Raw genomic sequence first — 19,414 nt, 5'->3', positions numbered from 1 at the left:
ACTTTCCCGGGAAAGTGCGAGTCCACTGGTCGGGCTCAGGATTCGGCACGGAGCTCGATGATGGTGATGTCCGGGGGCGCGCCGATGCGGACCGGCGGGCCCCAGAACCCGGCGCCCCGCGTGACGTACAGCTTGGTCCCCTCGATCTCGTAGAAGCCGGCGACCGCGCCCTGCTGCAGGCTCACCGCCAGTTCGAACGGCGTCAGCTGGCCCCCGTGCGTGTGTCCGGACAGCTGCAGGTCGACGTCGTTGCGCACGGCGTCCTGCACGTCGACCGGCTGGTGCGCCAGCAGCACGGCCGCGCGCTGCGGATCGCGGCCGCGCATCGCCCTGTCGACGTCGGCCGCATCCTGCCACTGATCGGCCGTCGCGTCGTTCACCCCGGCGAGGTCGAAACTGCCGCCGTTGTGGTTGATCGTCGTGCGCTCGTTGCGCAGCACCGTGATCCCGAGCGTGGGCAGATGCTCCACCCACTGCGAGTACCCGACGTAGTACTCGTGGTTCCCGGTGACGAAGAACGTTCCGTGCGTGCTGCGCAGGTCCGCGAGCGGGGCCGTTGCGTCGGCGAGTGCGGGCACGTCGCCGTCCACCAGGTCGCCGACGATCGCCACGGCGTCCGGCCGCTCGGCGTTGACGAGGTCCACGATCCGTTGTGTGAACGAACGTCCCAGGATGGGGCCGAGGTGGATGTCGCTGATCAGGGCGATCCGGAAGCCGGACACGCGCGGGTCCAGCCTGCGCAGGGTGATCGGGAACCGGGTGATGCTCGGCGGGCCGAGCGCGACCGTCGTGCCGTAGCCGACCAGACCCACGGATACCACGCCGGCGAGGGCAGCCGAGCCACGGCTGAGCACGTCCCGCCTGCTCAGCTTGCGGGACTCCGCCCCCTGCCCCCCGGGTTCGGTTTCCTCACCCCGGCGCATCCAGCCCCGCAGGGCGAGCCGGGGGATCTCCAGCACCAGCAGGATCAGCAGCAGGTAGAAGAACACCGCCAGCCAGAGGTAGCCCGGCCAGGCGAACCACCGGGCGACAGCCGGGTCCGTCCTCGTGCCCAGCGCCAGTGCGGCGATCAGCAACAACACGAGCACAACGAGGACGGCCGTACCCGCTCGGCGTGCCCAACCCGGACGGGTCGTGTCGCGGACCAGCCGCCGCCAAAGGTAGACATGCACCAGCACGACGGCGATGCTCAGCACTACGAAGAACAGCACCCAGGGCGCCTTTCACTCCGGCCCAGCTGGGACCGATCAGGGGATATCAGGGGTTGATGTCCCAGTCTTCGCGCTTGACCCGGCCTGCCGCCCGCATCTTCTCCAGTGCGTCGGCGTCCCCGTGGGATGTGAAGTGCTCCAGTCCGACCGTGACGAACAGGCCACGGGCACGCACCGCAACCGGCCCGTCCTCCGCGTCGAGGTGTCCGTCGGCGCTGACGTAGATCTTGCGGCCCGCCACCCCGTCGAGTTTGGCGACGATGTGCAGGGTCGAGCCAACAGGAACGGGCCTGCGGAAATCCGTTTCCAGTCGCCCGGTCACCGCGGGCCTGCGCAGGAGGTTGCCGACGGTGGAACCGAGAGCTTCGTCGAACGCGCAGGCCAGCAGGCCGCCGTGGGCGAGACCAGGTGCGCCCTGGTGTGCCTCGGTGACCGTGAACTGCGAGCGCACCGTCGCGCCCTCGCCGACCGTGGACTGCAGATGCAGTCCGGCCTCCTGCTCGTTACCGCAGCCGAAGCACTCGTCGAAGTGCACGCCGAGCTTGCTGCCCGCGGTGGGGGCGTCCGGGTGGGGTGCGACCGGCTCGGTGTCCACCGGGGGCCACGGCTGTACCTGTTTGCTCACCCACTCACGCTAACCCGCGACCACCCCAGGGCCGACACGGCGGTGGCGGAGGTCGCAGTGCGCTCAGCCGGTGGGCGTCCCGGCGGACACCTTCGGCACCTTGTCCGCCTTGCACTTGCGCGAGCTGATGATGCCGCGCAGGGAGACGCCGTTGGTCTCGGGCAGCAACAGGATCGGCACGGCGGCGATAGCGGCCGCGCCCATCAGGTAGAAGGCGGGCCAGAGCGTGTTCCCGGTCGAGGTCACCAGCGAGCCTACGACGTAGGGCGCGGTGCCGGCGAACGCGGCAGTCGAGACGTTGTAGCCGATCGAGAACGCCCCGTACCGCACCTGGGTGGGGAACATCGCAGGCAACGTCGAGGCCACCACGGAGAGGAAGAGCACGAGGCAGGCGCCGATGAGCGACAAGCCGCCCGCGAGCATCAGGATGTTGACCTCTTCGCCGTTCTTACTGTTCTGCATCAGGCTGAACGCCGGGATCGGCAGCGTGAGGAAGCCCGCGCAGCACGCGATCAGGATCGGTTTCCGGCCGATCCTGTCGGACAGGCTGCCCAGCGGGACGATCACCGCGAGCATCGCCAGAATGACGCCCATCACGATGAACAGCGGGATATTGCCGTCGAGCCCCAGCACGTTCTTCAGATAGGTCTCGACGTAGGCCAGCATGATCCAGTCACCGACGTTGAGCAGGATCACCAGCCCGATCAGGTGCAGGATCGAACGCCAGTGATGGGTCAGCAGTTCCCGCAGCGGCGATTTCGAGACCTTCTTCTGCTTCTCCACCTCACGGAACACCGGCGTGTCCTCAAGTTTGGTGCGCAGGTAGAGCCCGACGAGGCCGAGCGGGCCCGCGATCAGGAACGGCACGCGCCAGCCCCACTCCCGCATCGCCTCGTCGCCGAGCAGCACGGTGGACACCGTGACGACACCCGCGCCGAGGAAGAAGCCGACGAGGGTGCCGAACTCCAGCCAGCTGCCGAGGAAACCGCGCTTCCTGTCGGGTGCGTACTCGGCGATGAACGTCGCGGCACCGCCGTACTCGCCGCCCGCGGAGAAACCCTGCAATGCCCGCAGGAGGATGACCAGCACCGCTGCCGCGGGGCCGATCGTCTCCCACGACGGCAGGAGGCCGATGCAGAACGTCGATCCCGACATCATGATGACGGTCAGCGCGAGGACCTTCTGCCTGCCCAGCCGGTCACCGAGCGGGCCGAGGACGAAACTGCCGAACGGCCGGATGACGAAGGTGACCGCGAGGAGCGCGAACGTCGCGAGCGCACCCTCGGAGGTGCTGCCCGCGTTGAAGAAGACCTGGCCGAGGATCGCGGGCATGAAGCCGAAGACGCCGAAGTCGTACCACTCGATGCAGTTGCCCATGGCCGAGCCCGCGACCGCCTTGCGGACATCGCCGGGAGCCGGCTCGTAGGGGGCCGTGTCCGGTTCACCCGCGGCCGCGGGCACTGCGTGTTCGGTCATGTCACGGCCTCCCGGAGTCCAACAGGACAACGTTCTACTGAGGAGGCACAGTGTGGGAAATTATCGATCTACCTGCAACCGATGTGACAAACAGGACGATTCGACTTCTAGCTGGTCAGAGCCGATTTCGTGGCCCATTCGTCCCAGGAGTAGGTCCAGTCGTGGTAAGCCCCGTCCTTCGGGCCGAGCTTCTGGGTGCTGCCCTCGATCTCCACCGGATCCCCGGTCAGCGCGCTGTCGAAGTACTCCTTGGCGTTCTGCGGGGACAGGTTCAGACAACCGTGCGAGACATTTCTGTTGCCCTGGTCACCCACCGACCACGGCGCCGCGTGAGTGAACTCGCCGTTGTTGGAAATCCGCACCGCCCAGTCGACCTCGAAGTCCTCGTAGCCGTAGCCGGGGTTGTTCATGAAGTACTTCGCGTGCTTGCTCATCACCACGTGGGTACCGCTGCGGGTGACCCGGCCGGGGTCGGAGTCGAGTCCGTAGCTGACCGGGTAGTCCGCGACCTTCTCGCCGTCGCGGATGACCGTCATCCGGTGGGTCTGGGTGTTGCCCTTGACGATCTGCGAGCGGCCGATCTCGAAGTCCGCGGTGATGTCCGACTTGCCGTAGGTGCCCTCGGCCAACTCCAGGCCGTACAGCTTCGCGGTGAGTTTCACGGTGGTGTGCGGGGTCCAGTACTCCTTCGGCCGCCAGTGCACCGCGGTGTCGTTCTCCAGCCAGCCCCACGATCCTTCGGCACTCGGTGTCGACTCCACGGTCAGCGCCTTCTCGACGGCCGCCTTGTTGGTGACCTTGGCGGGACTGCCCGCAGCGTCCCGGAACGTGACGCTGATCGGCATCGCGATGCCGTAGGTCTTGTTGTCCCCGACGTTGAGCTGCGCGTGGAGGAGCTGCCGCGGCTGCACGGTCGTGAAAGATCCGGTGATCGGTACCTCGGCGCCGTCACCCGCGGTGGCCCGGCCGGACCAGGTGTACGTCTTGCCGTAGCCGAGTGGCTCCGTCACGGTCCAGCTGCGGTTGTCCTCGCTCGTCTCGCCCTTGACCTGCTTGCCGTCCGGGTTTGTCAGCGCGACCGAGTCGAGCGTGCCCTCGGTCACCGATACCCGCACCGGATCAGCGGGCGCCACATCGGTCGCCCCGTCGGCGGGCTGCGCGGTCACCTGCGCCTCGGGAGCGGCGGGCGCCGGGTTGCCCGCGGGCGGCGAGGCGCTTTCCGGCGAATCGCCCGAACAAGCGGCGAGGCCGAACACCAGCGCGGCCAGAAGCGCAGTCGCCGCACTCGGCCGGAACTTTCGACGTCGATGCGTCCGCTGGGTCCTGCCTGTGGCGACGGAATGTCTCGACGCAGTCGACAAGAACACTGAATGCCCCTTCTCCCCGGTTACTCCCACATGACGCCCCGGCCCGGTGCGGCGTTGACCCGCGCAACAGTGACCCGCGTCACGCGATGGAGTGAGTGGTGCGCCGTTGCTCGCAGGGGGTGAGATGGAGTCGCCCCCGAGGACCGGTTGGACGTCGGTCGACGCTCCTCTATCGGTGGAAGGCGACGTTTCGTGACAGCGGACGGCCATGTTTCGCCGATCGACTGACGGCGTTGGTCCAACCGTTGGATGAGGGGTTCGGAACGCGCTGGATCCCGGTACGATTTTCGGCAGGCCGTCGTTTTGCGTGTTCGTGGCTTCACACTCGCGGAACTTCTGACGCGAGCCCTGAGCCGGACACGTGCTCTTTGCTCGACTCGTTGGAACCGCCCGGGGCGGCCCGGTCGTCGCCTCGGTGACGGCCGATGCGGATCTGTAACGAGGAGTAAAGACGGTGGCGCAAGGCACTGTGAAGTGGTTCAACGCCGAGAAGGGCTTCGGCTTCATCGCGCAGGACGGCGGCGAAGGCGACGTGTTCGTGCACTACTCGGAAATCGAGGGACGCGGCTTCCGCACCCTCGAGGAGAACCAGCGCGTTGAGTTCGAGGTCGGTCAGGGCCAGAAGGGCCCGCAGGCGCAGAAGGTTCGCGCCCTGTAACGGCTGTCCCGTATCGAGCCCGGGCCCCGGCGGAGAAATCCGTCCGGGGCCCTGCTCATTGCCGGGTGAGTGGGGTCAGTGGCGGGTGTCCGCGGGCTGCGGCCACTGCTGATCGAAGTAGTGCTCCTCGGTGTGCTGCTCCTCGAACTGACGGAGCTGGGCCGAGGCCTGGCCTTCCCAGGAGAGGCGCTCCAGAATCCATTCCTGGGCGAGTGCCTGGGGAGAGGTGTTGCGCTCGGCGGCGATGTCCTTGAGTTGCTGGCTGGCGATGAGGTTCAGCCGGAGCTGGAAGACCTGAGCCTCGCCGAAGCGCCGTCCGCTGCCCGTGCTTTCCGGGTCGTCGGATTCGGGCGCGAGTGCGGCGAGGTAACTGGTCAGCTCGTGGTCCTCGACCGCTTCCTCCGCCTCGACGGGCGCGGAGTTGCGATGGCGGCCCTGGCTCACGGCCTTGGGGCCGGTCCGGCTGCTCAGTCGTCCTAGTGATGGAAGAGGCACCCCGACACGATAACGGTAAGGTTTCGGTCGCAACGCGCTTGTGACATGACACACACAGCGTGTCGCGAAAACTTTGCTGTCACTGGGCTGATTGGATGAGTGATCGACGCGAGCGGCAATACGGCCACAACTCTGAGTAGTTGACGCGGCGGTCCGGCTGGAAGGCCGGCGTCGATGTCGCGCAGTCCGAAATCAGGGTGCGGACATGGAGAGGCCCCCGCGCCAGGGGGAGGAACGCGGGGGCCGGAGGGGATCTCCACAGGCGCTGACCGGGGGTGTGTCAGCACGTTGATTGTTACATGATTTGGCGCGCCGAGGCGACCCCGCGAGCGGAAAAAACCTGGTGATCTGTCATGTTCCCGTTGCTGATCGTTCACCTTCAACTATGCCCGGATGGCGGCTCAAGCACACGTAGAGTGCCGGGAGGTTCACTCTGCGGGGGGCTGTGAGTCGGTTCGCGTGCTCGCTAGCCTCGCGGCCAAGCGATTCCGACGGGCATGGAGGAGCAATGAGCGGGTCTCTCGAAGTTCGACAGTTCCTCCTGCGGCACGAAGGTGGCGAAGGAGTGGTCGGCGGAGTGCCGGCCCAGCGGACGAGCGCCGGGGACGCCGGTCGCGTCTCCGACGACCAGGTGCGCCGCGCACGACTGGCCGTGGCTCGAGGTGCGAATGGCGTCGAGGACTGTGCCGAACTGCTCGACATGCTCGGTCTTGTGCCGGACGACCAAGGTCAGCCACCAGTGCAACGCTGAACCTTCCCCGGCTGGGTTGACCAGGAGCTGCCCAGGTGCGCACCCCCTGGTCGCGCGCCTGGGCAGCACCAAGAAAAGGTACTGCGATACGCCGTTTCGGGCAATCGATTGCTCCTGCCCAGCGTGCCCTGGTCCTTCCTGGGGGCTGGTGAGCGGCGGGAGGAACTGCGGCAGCGCTTGCGGGCTCTGGACGAGGTGACCAGGCGTTCATGAGTGGGTGTCTCCGCGCCGGAGCGGGAAGCCGTGCGCGCGGGCGGTGATCACCACGACCAGCACCGGGATCAGCAGGAGCAGGACGCTCCATGGGAACGCGGCCGGGCCGAGGTGGTCGAGGAGCACGCCGCCCGCGATTCCGCCGCCCGCCATGGCCGCGTTCCACAGCGTGACGAGCATGGCCTGTGCGGTGTCCGCCGCGGCGCCGCCCGCGTCCCCGACAGCGGTCTGCAGGAGGGTGGGCACGCCGCCGAAGCCGAGCCCCCACAGCGTCACCGCGACGTAGACCAGCAGGGAGTTGCCCGCCAGTACGGCCAGCGTGCTGGCGGCGACGGCGAACAGGAGGGTGCCGGCGACGGTGAGGACTCGCAGCCGCCGGTCGATGTGGGCGCCCACGATCCAGATGCTCACCATGGAGGCGGCGCCGAAGAGCAGCAGTACGACGTCGATCGCGCCGCCCATGCCGATCCTGTCCAGGAACGGGGCGATGTAGGTGTAGAGGATCGTGTGGGCGAGTACGAAAACCAGCGTGACGAACAGAACGGGTGCGACGCCGGGAATGGTGAGGGTTCGCGGAATCGATGGCCGGTCGTCCTGGCGGTACCCGGGATAGTCCGGGACCACCATGATCATCCAGACGATCAGGACGAAGGCCAGCACGGTCATCGCCGAGAACGTCACCCGCCAGCCGACGGCTCCGCCCAGGAACGTTCCCGCCGGCACGCCAAGGGCCAGTGCCACGGGAATGCCGGCCATGACGATCGCGATCGCCCTGCCCTGCAGCTGAACGGGTGCCATGCGACGGGCGTATCCGGCCAGCAGTGCCCAGACGAGGCCTGCGGCCACGCCTGCGACGAACCGGGCCGCCAGTGTCAGCGGAAAGTGGGTCGAGACCGCGGTGATCGTGTTGGCGACGGCGAACCCGGTGACCCCGGTGAGCAGCACGCGCTTGCGCCGCCAGCTCGCGGTGGCCGCGGACAGCGGAATCGCCGCGATCGCGGTGCCGATCGCATATACGGTCACCAGTTGTCCGGTGGCGGACTCGCTGACGCGGAGGTCGGTACTCATGGCGGACAGTACGCCGGCCGGCAGCGCCTCGGTGAGGACGGTGATGAAGGCGGCCGTGGCCAGTGCCATCAGCGCCGGGACAGGGAGTTGCCCGTTCTCCGTATCGACCGGGGAATCGGACGGCAACGGTGTGGTGTTGTTTCGCATGGTGGATATGCTCAAACCCTCACATAGATGTGAAGGTCAACGCGGCGGAGAGTGAGGCCGGGCACATGCGTATCGGTGAGCTGTCAGCTCGGACCGGCACGTCCCGCAGGCTGTTGCGCTACTACGAGGAGCAGGGGCTGATCAACTCCAACCGGGCGCCGAACGGCTATCGGGAGTATGACGAACAGCTGGTGGACCGGATCCTGCAAATCAGGGGCCTGCTCGACGCCGGATTGCCGACCCGGATCATCAGGCAGATCCTGCCGTGTCTCGACAAGCCGAGGGTGATCCACTTCGCTGACGCGACTCCGGAGATGATCGCCACGCTGGAGCACGAACGTGACCGGATGACTGACCGCGTGGAGTGTCTGACCCGCAACAGGGACGCCATCGCCGAGTATCTGGAAGCGGTACGCGGCGATGCCGTCGCTGAGGTGGCCGGGCGACGGTCAGCCGCGGAAGAAGGTGCGTAGCTCGTCCGCGAGCGATTCCGGTGCCTCTTCGGCCATGTGATGGCCGGAGTCGATCGTCGCCGTCCGCACGTCGTCGGCCCAGTCGCGCCAGATCGCGCCGATGTCGTCGTAGAGGTCGCCGAGGTCGTCCTGCAGGGACCACATCGCGAGCACCGGGCAGGTGATCCGCCGGCCGGCGGCCTTGTCGGCGTCGTCGTTGGCGCGGTCGACGCCGAGTCCGGCGCGGTAGTCCTCGAGCATTGCGCTGACGGTGTCCGGGTTGTGGATGGCACGGTGGAAGTCGGCGAAGTTCTCCGTCCCGAGGCGATCCGGAGAGTTCTTGGAGTCGGTGCGGTACCAGTGGTCCGGATCGGCGGTGATCAGTCGCTCCGGGTGTTCGGCCTGGGCGAAGAAGAACCAGTGATACCAGGCCTTGGCGAAGCGGGCATCGCAGCGTGCCAGTGCCTCGCCGATGGGCACGCAGTCGAGTGCGGCGAGCGCACGCACCCGATCGGGGTGGTCCAGTGCGAGCCGGAAGGCCACGTAACTGCCCCGGTCGTGTCCGGCCACGGCGAACTCGGTGTGACCGAGCGCACTCATCAGGTTCGCGCAGTCCCCTGCCATCGCCCGCTTGCTGTATGGCGAGTGGTCGGCGGTGGTCGGGGGCTTCGAGGACTGGCCATAGCCGCGCAGATCGGGGCAGACGACGGTGAAGTCCGAGGTCAGCAGGGGTGCGACGCGGTGCCAGGTGGTGTGTGTCCGGGGATGGCCGTGCAGGAGCAGTACCGCAGGGCCGGAGCCGCCCCACCGGACGCGGAGCTGCGCATCGCCGACGTCGATGTGCTCAAGGGTGAAATCCTGGAACATGTGAAGGAGTATGCCCAGGTAGAAGCGCTTCAAGTCGGGTTTGCGCCCCCGTCGTAAAGGGCGTGGACGGATGCCCTATGCTTGTAATCGCTCCCGGGGGGACCTGAGAGCACGGTCGTCCGGTTCGCCGCAACCGACCGGGCTCCCATCGTCCAGCGGCCTAGGACTCCGCCCTTTCAAGGCGGCAACGCGGGTTCGAATCCCGTTGGGAGTACGCAGTACAAGTAAGGCCCTGTGGCGCAGTTGGTTAGCGCGTCGCCCTGTCACGGCGAAGGTCGCGGGTTCGAGTCCCGTCAGGGTCGCTTTACGTTCGGCTACTAGCCGGCGTTACCGGCCAGGTAGCTCAGTTGGTACGAGCGTCCGCCTGAAAAGCGGAAGGTCGCCGGTTCGACCCCGGCCCTGGCCACCTTCCGTAAGACCGCCCCGACCCAGGTCAGGGCGGTTTTTTCATGCCCGAGCCCCGATCGGTCGCTGGTGGCATTTTCCCGGGAAAGTGTTGGCGTTTGGTTGGTTGCCCTCGGCCACTGGTTCGGCTGTCGTCTTCGTGCTCCCCTTGAGGCTGGCATTTCCGCCATCGGGAAGTTCTGGGCAGGGAGAGCGATGAGGCTTCTGCGGGTCTTTCGTCGACCGGTTTCTGTTGCGGCGGCGCTGGGGGTGGCCTTGGCGGTGCTGACTCCACCAGGAGCGGCGGCCGTTCCGGCGTCCGTCGCCGCACCCGCTCCAGCCACCATGGAGACGATCTTCAATGAGCCATCCGAACGCGGTGACCGTGACCATCGCATCGAGAAGCGGCTCCTCGAACTGGTCAACGGCGCCCCTGCCGGTTCGGAAATCAACTTCTCCGTCTACAGCTGGACCAGACCGGCGGTGGCGGAAGCGCTTGTCGAGGCTCAGCAGCGTGGGGTCAGCGTGCGGATCGCCATCGACGGTGGCGCGGATGACAACGCGGCCAACAACGCGATGAAGGTGCTCAAATCGGCCAAGTTCACGAAGCTGGTCTTCTGTGGACCGGGCGGCAAGAACACCGCCTGTATCGCCAACCGCGGCGTCCCTCACTCGATCAATCACAACAAGTTGTGGATGTTCTCCGAAACCGGCGGGCTGAAGGACGTCGTGGTGGTTTCCTCGCACAACCTGACCACGACTCAGGGAAATCTGTTCAACCACGCACTCCTGATGAGTGGCGACGCCGACCTCTACGGCTACTACCGCAAGCACGTCGACCGGATGCTCGCCCAGCGCAAGGACAACAACTACGCCCAGAACGGTGGCTACCACAAATCCGTACCCAGTCTGGTGACCACGTACATGTCACCGCGTGCGGATTCCAAGGGCGGCCGGTCCCAGGAACACAGCACCGACATCTACACGCAGATCCTCAAGTACATCAACAGGTTCGAATCCGGCTGTTCGCTGGACGTCGCCCAGGCGAACATCGCGGACACTCGCTCCGTGGTTGTCGACGAGATCACCAGGATCGCCCGGCTCGGCTGCAAGGTCCGGGTGGTCTACGACTCGATGGGCTCGAAGAACCTCGGGAAACTCAAGGGCAAGGCGAACATCTCCCTCAAGCGTTACCTGGACAACGACGCCGACAACATCGACGGCCGCAAGGTGAGCCTGCACTCGAAGTACATGATCTACAAGGGGCACTACAACAAGACCGCCAACCGGTCGATCGTGTTCAGCGGTTCACAGAACCTTTCCGGCGCCGCCCTGCGCAGCAACGACGAGATCCTGACGAAGGTGGAGAACGCGACGGTGAGCCGCGGTTTCAACGAGAACTTCAGCAAGCTGTGGAGCCGCGCGAAGTGCAGCAGGCCGCAGGAAGGCGAAGGCAGCTGCCCCTGATCCCGCGGCGAAGCCGCCGTCCTAGCGGCGGCTTCGCCGCAGGAACCGGAACAGGAACACCAGCAGTAGCCCGGTCAGCACGCCGTAGGCCAGGCTTTCCCACCAGAGCCGGGCAGGGAACTGCCAGTCGTGGTACAGACCGGCCCGGACAGGCACCGAGATGAGCACGGCGGCCGGCAGGACGGCCCACTCCTGCCAGGTCATGGCTCTGCGGCGGTTTCTGGTCATCACCTGCCATTTAGCCATACCGCCGCCGGGGGCGCTCTTCCCGTCAGCCGACGTCGCGCTTGTTGGCGACCAGCTTGTGCGGCTCCGTGTCGAGATCGTCGATACCGAAACTGATGACCCGCTGCGGGTGGATGCGGATCACCGGGCCGCGAAAGTTCCCCGAGCTGTCCGTCGGCTGTTCGATGGCCTCCGCGTAGCCGCGGATCTCCAGGCAGCGCACGCGCCACGGGTCCACCGAGGCGAGATCGTCCACCACGAACGCCACCCTGCCGTTGTCCGCCACATTGCGGAACTTTCGACTCGCCGCCATGTTGTAACCGCCGATGTCGATCGTCCCGGTCTCCTCGTTGAGGCCGAATCCGACCGGCGAGACCTGCAACGTCCCGTCCGGCTGGGCGGTCGCGAGCCGGCCCAGCCGCTGCGACTTCAGGTAGTCGATCTCTTCCTTCGTGAACGTCATGACCATCACCTCTCGGGTTGTCCTTTCAACCACCCTGGTACCTCGACTTAAGTTGAGGTCAAGGCCGCGATGGTTGTCCCGTTTTCTGTCTCATCCTGACTACTACCTGCGGTACTGCCTGAATCGATTCGCGGTTATCGTCCCGTCATGTCCCCGACCCTGACCCGCGGCGCAGGCAGGCTGCTGCGTGGCGGGGTCGCGGGGATCGCCACCGGCACGCTCGCGTTGCTGGCGCACGCCGAGGCGGGCGCCGCGCTGCCGGATCCGGCCTTGTTCGTGCCACCCGTCCTGCTCATGGGCCTCGTCGCCGCCGGACTCGGCGGCCGTGAACGTGGGCCGTGGACGATCCTCGCCCTGGTCGGCGCGGGGCAGTTGGCCATGCACACCCTCCTGTCGATGACCGTGTCCCATGCACGGTCCCACGGCCACGGAAACGACAACCCCGAGTTCATGCTCTTCGCGCACGTGCTGGCCACCCTCGTCGTGGTCACCGTGCTCACCGGCGCGGAACGCGCGGTCTTCCTGCTCTTCGCCGTGCTGACGTCCCGGCTACCACGCAGGCTGACACCGCTTCCCGCCACCGCGCCGCTGCGGCTCGCGCCACTCGCGCCGATCCCGCCGAGCCCGGTCTCCAGTGTGCTGCGCCGCAGGGTGCAGACCAGGCGCGGTCCGCCTTCCCACAGCTGACCGACCACCCCGCACCACACCGCAGCGCGCCCGTTGCCCGGCCGCGCGCCGCGGTCCTCCACCCTGCACCGAACCAGGAGACCACCTCCCATGTCCGAAACCACCAAACCAGCGCCGACCGCACCACCGGATGCCAGTTCCCAGCCGGCCTCGGGCTGGCGCGGGCTCGTGCTCCGCCTGCACTTCTACGCCGGGGTGCTGGTCGGTCCGTTCGTCCTCGTCGCCGCGCTGACCGGCGTCCTCTACGCCCTCACCCCGCAGCTCGAGTCCTGGCTCTACGCCGACGAACTCACCGCACCGGCGGCCGCCGAGCCACTCCCGCTTTCCGAACAGGTGCGCGTCGCACAGAACGCCGCTCCCGGCGCCGAACTGCACGCCGTCCGCCCGGCACCCGAGCCGGGCGACACCACGCGTGTGCTGTTCGCCGACGACCAACTGGATTCGTCGGAGTACCGCACGCTCTTCGTCGATCCGGGCACCGGCGACATCACCGGCGACCTCACCACCTACGGCACCAGCGGCGTCCTGCCGTTGCGCATGACCCTCGACCAGCTGCACCGCAACCTCCTGCTCGGCGACCCGGGGCGCCTCTACAGCGAACTCGCCGCCTCCTGGCTGTGGGTGGTCGCACTCGGCGGCATCGTGCTCTGGGTCTCGCGTCGGCGAGGCCGCCGACCGGCCACATTGGTGCGTCCCGAACCGGGGACGTCCGGGCGCCGCCGCACGATGAGCCGGCACGGCGCGCTCGGTACCTGGGTGCTGCTCGGTGCGTTGTTCCTTTCCGCCACCGGGCTCACCTGGTCCACGTACGCGGGGGAGAACGTCTCCGACCTGCGCGCGGCGCTGAGCTGGAGCACTCCGTCGTTGGACACCGCAGGCGGGGGCGAGCACGCCGAGCACACGGAGCACACGGGCCACGCCGAGCACTCGTCCGGTGCTGAGCAGTCCACACAGGACCCGGTCGCGCAACTGGACGGTGTGCTCGCCGCCGCGCGTGCAGGAGGGATCGACGCAGGCCTGATCGAGGTCACGCCGCCCGGCGAAGCAGGGGGAGCATGGGCGGTCACCGAGATCGACCGTGGCTGGCCGACCCAGGTCGACGCGGTCGCGGTCGACGCCTCGACCGGCCAGGTCGTCGACGACGTGCGCTTCGCCGACTACCCGCTCGCGGCCAAACTGGCCCGCTGGGGCATCGACGGCCACATGGGCTCGCTGTTCGGGTGGCCCAACCAGATCCTGCTCGCCGCACTCGGGCTGAGCCTGGCGACGCTGGTGGTCCTCGGCTACCGCATGTGGTGGCAGCGCAGGCCGACCAGGGCAACCGGCTTCACCTTCGGCAGGCCGATCCCCCGTGGGCAGTGGCGGAAGGCGCCACGGCTTCCGTTGCTCGCCGGGCTCGCCGTGGCGGCCGTGGTCGGCTGGTTCGTGCCCTTGCTGGGCATCAGCCTGCTGGCGTTCCTCGTGCTCGACGTACTGCTCGGCTGGAAGACCCGATTGCCGAAGTGAGCGTGCCGAGCGCAGAGTGCGGCTACGTCGTGTGGGAGCTGGCGCGGTCCGCGCGCTGAACCGGCCCGAAAACCGATTGGCCATACCGGAATCGGCGGCCACACTGGCGGTCATGGACTTCGGCGATTTCGACGCGCGCGGCTACCGCACTGTGGACGTTCGCACCGGCTATGGCGAATGGGTCGCCAGCTACGAGGACACCGTCCAGGACACGATGGACATCGCCCTCCTCGACCGGTTGACGGAGCCGTCGTGGGCTTCCGCGCAGCGCGCGGCGGACCTCGGCTGTGGCACCGGCCGCACCGGCGCCTGGCTGCGCGAGCACGGGGTCAGGGCGATCGACGGAGTGGACCTGACCCCGCAGATGCTCGCCGTCGCACGGGAACGCGGAGCACACGACAGGTTGATCGAGGCTGACGTCACCGCGACCGGTCTTGCCGCAGGCACCTACGACCTGCTCATATCGTCCCTTGTGGACGAACACCTGAGTGACCTGCGGCCGTTCTACCACGAGGCCTGGCGGCTTGCCGCGGACAAGGCCCACTTCGTGGTGGTGGCCTTCCACCCGCACTTCATCATGGCCAGCGGCATGCCGACCCACTACCGGAACCACGCGGGCGAGGACGTGGCCATCAGCACGACCGTGCACCTGCTCAGCGATCACGTCGGTGCGGCGCTGGAAGCGGGCTGGCAGTTGGCCGAACTTCGGGAGCGCGTCGTGGACGACGAGTGGGTCGCCGTCAAGCCGAAGTGGGAGCGGTTCCGCAACCACCCGGTCTCGGCCGCGTTCGTCTGGCGCAGATTGCCCTGAAGGCTACATCCAGCCGAGGCGGTCGCCGAGCGCGTTCTCCACCTTCTGGTTGGTGTCCTTCGAGTCGACGGGAGTCCGGGGAGAGACACGGTCGAGCACGGAGGCCCATTCGAGAATGATGGTCGCCACGGTCTCCGCCTCCCGCTCGTGCTCGGTGTCGTAGGACGTGCGCCGCAGCGCCCTGCGAACGGCATCGGGTTCGAGGTCCGGGTACTTCGCGCGCAGGGTGTTCGGCTCGACGTCCGGGTAGAGGTCGGCCAGCAGGCTGTCGTCGTCCTGGTCACTGCTGTGACCGGCCAGGATGTGGCCGAGTTCGTGCAGGATGATGTGCCGCTGGTGCGACTTGCTCGTTTCCTCCTGGTAGAGGATGTAGTCGGCGGTGGCGGTCGCGATCCAGACCCCGAACGGTCCCGGCACCGGAATCGGATGGCCGAGCAGCCGGATCGGCCTGCCCCGCTGTTCGCCGACGCGCTTGCAGAGTTCGGTGACGTCGAGTGGGGGCTGGATGTCCAGCTCGTTCAGCAGTCGCCTGCAGCGGCGCCGCAGCTGTCGTTCCCGCATCAGTCACCGCCGTCCTTGCCGCACACACCGTCGTCCTCGACGTTAGCGGGTTGCCCGGAGCTGGTTAAGGCCGAGTGGGGAACTACTCGGTGGTGGCGTCCGGGCGGCCGGCCTGCTCCTCGCGGTAGACCACGTCGAGCAACTCCATCACCAGCCTGCGCCGCCCCGGTGAGAGCTCCCCCGCGCGCATCGCCATCATCTGGGCTTCGCTGCTGCCCGCGATCTCGTTCAGCCTCGCCTGCTCGGACTTGAGCGTCGCCAGCTGCTGGTCGACCCGGTCGGTGACCTCGTCGTCGAAGAAGTAGCTGACCGGGACGCCGAAGAAACCGGCCAGCGCCTGCAGGTGTTTGAAGGTCGGGTTGTCCTTCTTCGCCTTCCGGAGCTGCCAGATGTAGCTCTGCGAGATCTTGACCTCGCCCTGCGCCGAGATCGCGGCCGCCACCTGCTCGTTGCTGTACTCCTGCCCGTCGCGAGGCGTCTTGTTGACAAAGAGGTGGTTCAGCTTGCTGGCCAAGGTTCGACTCGCGCCTGCTTCGTCGACCATCGTGACCTCCCCATGTCACCGGCGGGTCTCCACTCACGGAAACGGCCGTCCGAGTTTTCACTTCTCTGTCGGTTGAAACGCTCGCGAGTCCAGTCTAGGCTCTGCGCGTACCCGGCTCCACTCTGGTGAAGCAGTTGGGTGGTCATCCTCTGCACACGAGTGCGAGCCACCACCCCCGGTCCTGGGGGTCCGGGGGAGGTCCGGCCGGGTCCGCGCGCTCCCGGGGTGCCTGTACTGGGCACCCCGGACAGGCGTCTGCCGTTTTCCCTTTCTTCTCGTCCGCCGGTCCCGTGAATTTTGATGAATGTCCGAAATGACCGACGGGAGTTGCTTGATTTCCCGCCGCAAACCCTCGATGCTGTGCGCACCGTGGGAACATGGCGGTTCCTGTCGGAAGCTGGTAAGTGAGCAACTTTCACACGGCGGGGGTGCATGTGCGATACGGCATTCTCGGATCCACTCTGGTCTCAGGCGCGCCCGTCGGTCCGCGCCAGGTTCGAACTGTGCTCGCGGTACTGCTGAGTAGTCCGAACGAACCCGTCACCACGGAGATGCTCGCGGCCGAACTCTGGCGTGGACCCGCCCCCGGTTCCAGCGGGGCGGTTCTGCAGGGCCGTATCTCCACCCTGCGCAAGTTGCTCTGTCCCGATCTGCCCGCCCGCTCGCCCCAGCAGCTCATTCGCACCCGGCAGGGTTGCTACACGCTGATGCTGGAGGACGCGGAACTGGACGCCACCGAGTTCCTCCGGTTCACCGAGGCGGGCAAGAAGGCCGCGGCGCAGGGCGATCTTCCCGAGGCAAGTCGCTGCTTACGCGCCGGGTTGGCACTCTGGCGCGGTAAGGCATTGCAGGACACCGGCCGTGGACCGCTGTTGTCCGGATACGCCGGATTGCTGGAGCAGCACCGGCTCGCCGCGCTGGAGCAGCGCTTCGAGATCGATATCGCACTCGGGGACCTCACCGGCGCGATCAGCGGCCTGACCGAGCAACTCACCCACGACCCTGCGCAGGAGAACTTCGCCGCACTGCTCATCGAGGCACTCGTCGCGGCGGGCAGGGGGGCGGCAGCACGAGACGTGTTCGACAGCACGCGAATCGCACTCGACGCGGTGGGCGTCTCGCCAGGAACCCGGCTGGAACAGGCCGCGGGCCGCCTGCGTCCCGAGCCCCCTGCGGTCCCCTCGTCTTACCTCCTCGAGCGCACCGGACCCGGCCACGGCGGCACTGGACACAACGGAGGGATCGCCTGTCCCGCGCAGGTTCCCGCGCAGATTCCCGATTTCACCGGCCGTGGTGAGCTGCTGGAGCGAATTCGCGGTGAACTCACCGGACGAGGGCCACGCCTCGTCGTGCTGAGCGGACCCGGCGGCGTCGGTAAGAGCACGCTCGCGATCCGTTCCGCACACCTGCTCCGGCGCGAGTTCGGGGACGGTCAGGTAGTGGCCGACCTCGCCACCGAACCCGGCCAGCCGAGCGAGGTGTTGCGCAGGTTCTTGCTTTCCATCGGCGAGGCCGAGGAGACGATCCCGCACGGGTTCGTCGAGCGTCAGCAACTCTGGCGCAGTCGCACTGCCGACGCCGCGGTGCTCGTGCTGCTGGATGACGCACGGGACGAAGGGCAGGTGCGCGCCCTGTTGCCCGCGGGCGAGGAATGCGGAGTGCTGGTCACATCGCGGCGGCGGATGCTCGGCCTTGCCGGGGCGACGACCATCCCGGTCGACGCTTTCGCGGAGACGGAGGCCTGGCAACTGCTGGGCGGGATCGCCGGGCAGGAACGCGTGGTCGCCGAGCCCGACGCCGCGCGCAAGTTGCTGGGGATGTGCGCGGGATTGCCGCTGGCCGTGCGCATTGTCGGTGCGAAGCTCGCTGCCCGCCCCCACGAGACACTGGCCGAGCTCACCGACCGAATCGGCGCGGGCCGGTCCCGGCTCACCGAGATGCGCGCAGGCGATCTCGATGTGCGGGCCACGATCGAGCTGAGCTATGTCGAGTGCTCCGGGCAGGCAAGACAGGCCTTCCGGCTACTCGGCGCGGTACGTCTGCCTTACGTTTCCCGTGCCGCCGTCGCCACCCTGCTCGGCGTGGACCGCGGTACCGGCGCGAATGTCGCCGAATCGCTCGTCGAAGCCCAGATGCTGCAGGTCGCGGGACGTGACACCTTCGGCGAACTGCGATACCAGTTGCACGATCTGATCGCGGAATTCGCCGAGGAGAAGGCGCGGACCGAGGATTCCGAGCAGGCGCGCGACGCCGCGTTGGCAGCGATGATCGCCTACTACCTCGAAGCGGTGGACGAGGGCTGCGGCAGGCGTGATCCGGCCCGCTGGTGCGTGGCGGAGGCGGACAACGTGCTCGTGGTCGTCGACGCGGCGTTGCAGCGAGGCTGGTGGTCCCGTGCCTGGGAGTTGGCCGACGCCTTCGCCGAGTTGGCGACGGTACGGCCGGGTTCGGCTTCGGCTCGCAACGTCACCGTGCTCGCGGTCTGGGCAGGCAGGCGCTCCGGCGACCCGCGAGCGGAAGCGCGCAGCCTGCGCAGGCTCGGCGAACTGCACTGGCAGCAAATGAAAGTCGGCAGTGCCATGCGGTACCTGGCCGCTGCCGCGCAGCGCTACCGAGACCTCGGAGATCAGGTGGAGCTGGCCAGGACGCTCGTCGCGGAGTCCGATGTGCTCGCCGAGACCGGCAGGGTTTCCGAGGCCAGGACCCGGCTCAGCACGGCGATCGAGGTCGCCGAGGCCGCCGGTGACAATCGCACGCAGGCCGCCGCACTGGACGAGTTGGGCGGTGTGCACTCGGACGCCGGGGAGTTCGGTGCGGCGGAGCGATGTTTCACCAAGGCACTGCGGTTGTCGAGCGAGGTGGGCGACGAGCGGGCCACGGTGAGCGTGCTCAAACGGCTGGCCGACGTGCTCCGCAGAGCGGGTCACTACGACCGCGCGACCGCATTGCTCGGCGAAGCGCTCACCAGGGCGAGAGCTGCGGGCGACGCGCACTGGGAAGCCCATGTGCTGCGCAGCCTTGGCGAGGTGCAGCGCTTCCAGGGGGACACCGGGACGGCCAGGGCCAGTCTCGTGCGCTCGCTCGAACTCTTCACCGAGCACGGCCATCGTCATGCGGTCGCCTATTCCCTGCGCAGTCTCGGAGATCTGTACGCCCAGGTCCGGGATTACGAGCAGGCGGCCGAGAGTCTGCAACGCTGTCAGGCGATGTTCGAGGCGCTGGGTGACCGTCGTGGGCAGGCGTACATTATGCGCAGTCTCGGCGGCCTGTATGTTCGCACCGGCCGGTGGCGGGAAGCGGAACGTTCCCTGCGCACGGCGCTGGCGATCTTCGACGAACTGTCGATGCCTTGGTACAGTCAGGATGCGGCGCGGGCGCTGGCGAGAACGCGCAGTTGGTCCAGCGCGAGCTGACTGGGTTCTCATCCTGGATCCAT

The 19,414-nt window shown here is 67.5% G+C and carries 19 protein-coding genes and 3 tRNA genes; 11 read left to right on the top strand and 11 right to left on the bottom strand.

What is annotated here, in order from left to right:
- Positions 1 to 35: 35 nt before the first annotated feature.
- The 4 genes from BM199_RS00620 to BM199_RS00605 form a co-directional block, all read right to left on the bottom strand.
- The gene (locus BM199_RS00620) at positions 36 to 1,208 is read right to left on the bottom strand and encodes a metallophosphoesterase (RefSeq protein ID WP_091669500.1); all 1,173 of its coding nucleotides are present in this window, start codon (positions 1,206 to 1,208) and stop codon (positions 36 to 38) included.
- 49 nt (positions 1,209 to 1,257) lie between these two features.
- Positions 1,258 to 1,836 carry a PaaI family thioesterase gene (locus BM199_RS00615; RefSeq protein WP_177242420.1) on the bottom strand — a complete coding sequence of 193 codons (579 nt, stop codon included), beginning with the start codon at positions 1,834 to 1,836 and terminating at the stop codon, positions 1,258 to 1,260.
- A gap of 63 nt (positions 1,837 to 1,899) precedes the next feature.
- Complete coding sequence (locus BM199_RS00610; RefSeq protein WP_091667892.1) at positions 1,900 to 3,312, bottom strand: MFS transporter; 1,413 nt, start codon at positions 3,310 to 3,312, stop codon at positions 1,900 to 1,902.
- Between the two features lie 107 nt (positions 3,313 to 3,419).
- On the bottom strand, positions 3,420 to 4,679 hold the full coding sequence (locus BM199_RS00605) for a L,D-transpeptidase (protein WP_245788053.1): 1,260 nt from the start codon (positions 4,677 to 4,679) through the stop codon (positions 3,420 to 3,422).
- Positions 4,680 to 5,133: 454 nt separating this feature from the next.
- Between BM199_RS00605 and BM199_RS00600 the strand changes: the two genes are divergently transcribed.
- The gene (locus tag BM199_RS00600; RefSeq protein ID WP_009156738.1) at positions 5,134 to 5,337 is read left to right on the top strand and encodes a cold-shock protein; all 204 of its coding nucleotides are present in this window, start codon (positions 5,134 to 5,136) and stop codon (positions 5,335 to 5,337) included.
- 75 nt (positions 5,338 to 5,412) lie between these two features.
- Here the strand turns inward: BM199_RS00600 and BM199_RS00595 are convergent, their stop codons facing one another.
- Positions 5,413 to 5,832 carry a hypothetical protein gene (locus BM199_RS00595; protein ID WP_091667888.1) on the bottom strand — a complete coding sequence of 140 codons (420 nt, stop codon included), beginning with the start codon at positions 5,830 to 5,832 and terminating at the stop codon, positions 5,413 to 5,415.
- A gap of 508 nt (positions 5,833 to 6,340) precedes the next feature.
- On the opposite strand from BM199_RS00595, the gene BM199_RS00590 reads away from it, so the two are divergent.
- Positions 6,341 to 6,583: a hypothetical protein gene (locus BM199_RS00590; protein WP_091667886.1), complete on the top strand. Its 243-nt coding sequence runs from the start codon at positions 6,341 to 6,343 to the stop codon at positions 6,581 to 6,583.
- Between the two features lie 207 nt (positions 6,584 to 6,790).
- On the opposite strand, the gene BM199_RS00585 is transcribed toward BM199_RS00590, so the two are convergent.
- The gene (locus BM199_RS00585; RefSeq protein ID WP_091667883.1) at positions 6,791 to 8,011 is read right to left on the bottom strand and encodes an MFS transporter; all 1,221 of its coding nucleotides are present in this window, start codon (positions 8,009 to 8,011) and stop codon (positions 6,791 to 6,793) included.
- A gap of 65 nt (positions 8,012 to 8,076) precedes the next feature.
- On the opposite strand from BM199_RS00585, the gene BM199_RS00580 reads away from it, so the two are divergent.
- Positions 8,077 to 8,484, top strand: a complete 408-nt coding sequence (locus tag BM199_RS00580; protein WP_091669497.1) for a MerR family transcriptional regulator — start codon at positions 8,077 to 8,079, stop codon at positions 8,482 to 8,484.
- On the opposite strand, the gene BM199_RS00575 is transcribed toward BM199_RS00580, so the two are convergent.
- Complete coding sequence (locus BM199_RS00575) at positions 8,461 to 9,330, bottom strand: alpha/beta fold hydrolase (RefSeq protein ID WP_091667882.1); 870 nt, start codon at positions 9,328 to 9,330, stop codon at positions 8,461 to 8,463. The two genes, BM199_RS00580 and BM199_RS00575, sit on opposite strands and share 24 nt — an antisense overlap.
- 141 nt (positions 9,331 to 9,471) lie before the next feature.
- Between BM199_RS00575 and BM199_RS00570 the strand changes: the two genes are divergently transcribed.
- The 4 genes from BM199_RS00570 (at position 9,472) to BM199_RS00555 (ending at position 11,181) form a co-directional block, all read left to right on the top strand.
- Positions 9,472 to 9,544, top strand: a tRNA-Glu gene (locus BM199_RS00570).
- Between the two features lie 14 nt (positions 9,545 to 9,558).
- A tRNA-Asp gene (locus BM199_RS00565) sits at positions 9,559 to 9,632 on the top strand.
- Positions 9,633 to 9,662: 30 nt separating this feature from the next.
- Positions 9,663 to 9,736, top strand: a tRNA-Phe gene (locus tag BM199_RS00560).
- Positions 9,737 to 9,996: 260 nt separating this feature from the next.
- Positions 9,997 to 11,181 carry a phospholipase D-like domain-containing protein gene (locus BM199_RS00555; protein WP_245788052.1) on the top strand — a complete coding sequence of 395 codons (1,185 nt, stop codon included), beginning with the start codon at positions 9,997 to 9,999 and terminating at the stop codon, positions 11,179 to 11,181.
- Positions 11,182 to 11,202: 21 nt separating this feature from the next.
- On the opposite strand, the gene BM199_RS00550 is transcribed toward BM199_RS00555, so the two are convergent.
- Positions 11,203 to 11,409 carry a hypothetical protein gene (locus BM199_RS00550; protein WP_143101733.1) on the bottom strand — a complete coding sequence of 69 codons (207 nt, stop codon included), beginning with the start codon at positions 11,407 to 11,409 and terminating at the stop codon, positions 11,203 to 11,205.
- 43 nt (positions 11,410 to 11,452) lie between these two features.
- Entirely contained in the window at positions 11,453 to 11,869 is a 417-nt protein-coding gene (locus tag BM199_RS00545) for a PPOX class F420-dependent oxidoreductase (RefSeq protein ID WP_091669494.1), read from the bottom strand.
- Between the two features lie 147 nt (positions 11,870 to 12,016).
- Here BM199_RS00545 and BM199_RS00540 point away from each other — a divergent pair, with 147 nt between their 5' ends.
- From BM199_RS00540 to BM199_RS00530, 3 genes are all read left to right on the top strand, one after another.
- Complete coding sequence (locus BM199_RS00540; RefSeq protein WP_245788051.1) at positions 12,017 to 12,556, top strand: hypothetical protein; 540 nt, start codon at positions 12,017 to 12,019, stop codon at positions 12,554 to 12,556.
- Positions 12,557 to 12,646: 90 nt separating this feature from the next.
- Entirely contained in the window at positions 12,647 to 14,062 is a 1,416-nt protein-coding gene (locus tag BM199_RS00535; RefSeq protein ID WP_091667874.1) for a PepSY-associated TM helix domain-containing protein, read from the top strand.
- Positions 14,063 to 14,174: 112 nt separating this feature from the next.
- A complete protein-coding gene (locus BM199_RS00530) occupies positions 14,175 to 14,873 on the top strand; it encodes a class I SAM-dependent DNA methyltransferase (RefSeq protein ID WP_091669489.1) in 699 nt (232 codons plus the stop codon).
- Positions 14,874 to 14,876: 3 nt separating this feature from the next.
- Here BM199_RS00530 and BM199_RS00525 read toward each other — a convergent pair whose 3' ends face one another.
- Together BM199_RS00525 and BM199_RS00520 are read right to left on the bottom strand one after the other, a co-directional pair.
- Positions 14,877 to 15,434, bottom strand: coding sequence for a M78 family metallopeptidase domain-containing protein (locus BM199_RS00525; protein WP_091667871.1), 558 nt, complete (start codon positions 15,432 to 15,434; stop codon positions 14,877 to 14,879).
- Positions 15,435 to 15,516: 82 nt separating this feature from the next.
- Positions 15,517 to 15,978, bottom strand: a complete 462-nt coding sequence (locus BM199_RS00520) for a helix-turn-helix domain-containing protein (RefSeq protein WP_091667869.1) — start codon at positions 15,976 to 15,978, stop codon at positions 15,517 to 15,519.
- A gap of 503 nt (positions 15,979 to 16,481) precedes the next feature.
- On the opposite strand from BM199_RS00520, the gene BM199_RS00515 reads away from it, so the two are divergent.
- A complete protein-coding gene (locus tag BM199_RS00515; RefSeq protein WP_177242419.1) occupies positions 16,482 to 19,391 on the top strand; it encodes an ATP-binding protein in 2,910 nt (969 codons plus the stop codon).
- The last annotated feature ends 23 nt before the right edge of the window (positions 19,392 to 19,414 follow it).

The sequence above is a fragment of the Amycolatopsis marina genome, from assembly GCF_900111885.1.
Lineage (GTDB): Bacteria > Actinomycetota > Actinomycetes > Mycobacteriales > Pseudonocardiaceae > Amycolatopsis > Amycolatopsis marina.
This window is presented reverse-complemented; position numbering and strand designations above follow the sequence as displayed.

Bases quoted from the DNA above. Each gene is read 5' to 3' on its own strand.
- BM199_RS00610 (WP_091667892.1), bottom strand. From the start codon at position 3,312: ATGACCGAACACGCAGTGCCCGCGGCCGCGGGTGAACCGGACACGGCC.
- BM199_RS00590 (WP_091667886.1), top strand. From the start codon at position 6,341: ATGAGCGGGTCTCTCGAAGTTCGACAGTTCCTCCTGCGGCACGAAGGT.
- BM199_RS00585 (WP_091667883.1), bottom strand. From the start codon at position 8,011: ATGCGAAACAACACCACACCGTTGCCGTCCGATTCCCCGGTCGATACG.
- BM199_RS00580 (WP_091669497.1), top strand. From the start codon at position 8,077: ATGCGTATCGGTGAGCTGTCAGCTCGGACCGGCACGTCCCGCAGGCTG.
- BM199_RS00575 (WP_091667882.1), bottom strand. From the start codon at position 9,330: ATGTTCCAGGATTTCACCCTTGAGCACATCGACGTCGGCGATGCGCAG.
- BM199_RS00550 (WP_143101733.1), bottom strand. From the start codon at position 11,409: ATGACCAGAAACCGCCGCAGAGCCATGACCTGGCAGGAGTGGGCCGTC.
- BM199_RS00545 (WP_091669494.1), bottom strand. From the start codon at position 11,869: ATGACGTTCACGAAGGAAGAGATCGACTACCTGAAGTCGCAGCGGCTG.
- BM199_RS00540 (WP_245788051.1), top strand. From the start codon at position 12,017: ATGTCCCCGACCCTGACCCGCGGCGCAGGCAGGCTGCTGCGTGGCGGG.
- BM199_RS00535 (WP_091667874.1), top strand. From the start codon at position 12,647: ATGTCCGAAACCACCAAACCAGCGCCGACCGCACCACCGGATGCCAGT.
- BM199_RS00530 (WP_091669489.1), top strand. From the start codon at position 14,175: ATGGACTTCGGCGATTTCGACGCGCGCGGCTACCGCACTGTGGACGTT.
- BM199_RS00525 (WP_091667871.1), bottom strand. From the start codon at position 15,434: ATGCGGGAACGACAGCTGCGGCGCCGCTGCAGGCGACTGCTGAACGAG.
- BM199_RS00520 (WP_091667869.1), bottom strand. From the start codon at position 15,978: ATGGTCGACGAAGCAGGCGCGAGTCGAACCTTGGCCAGCAAGCTGAAC.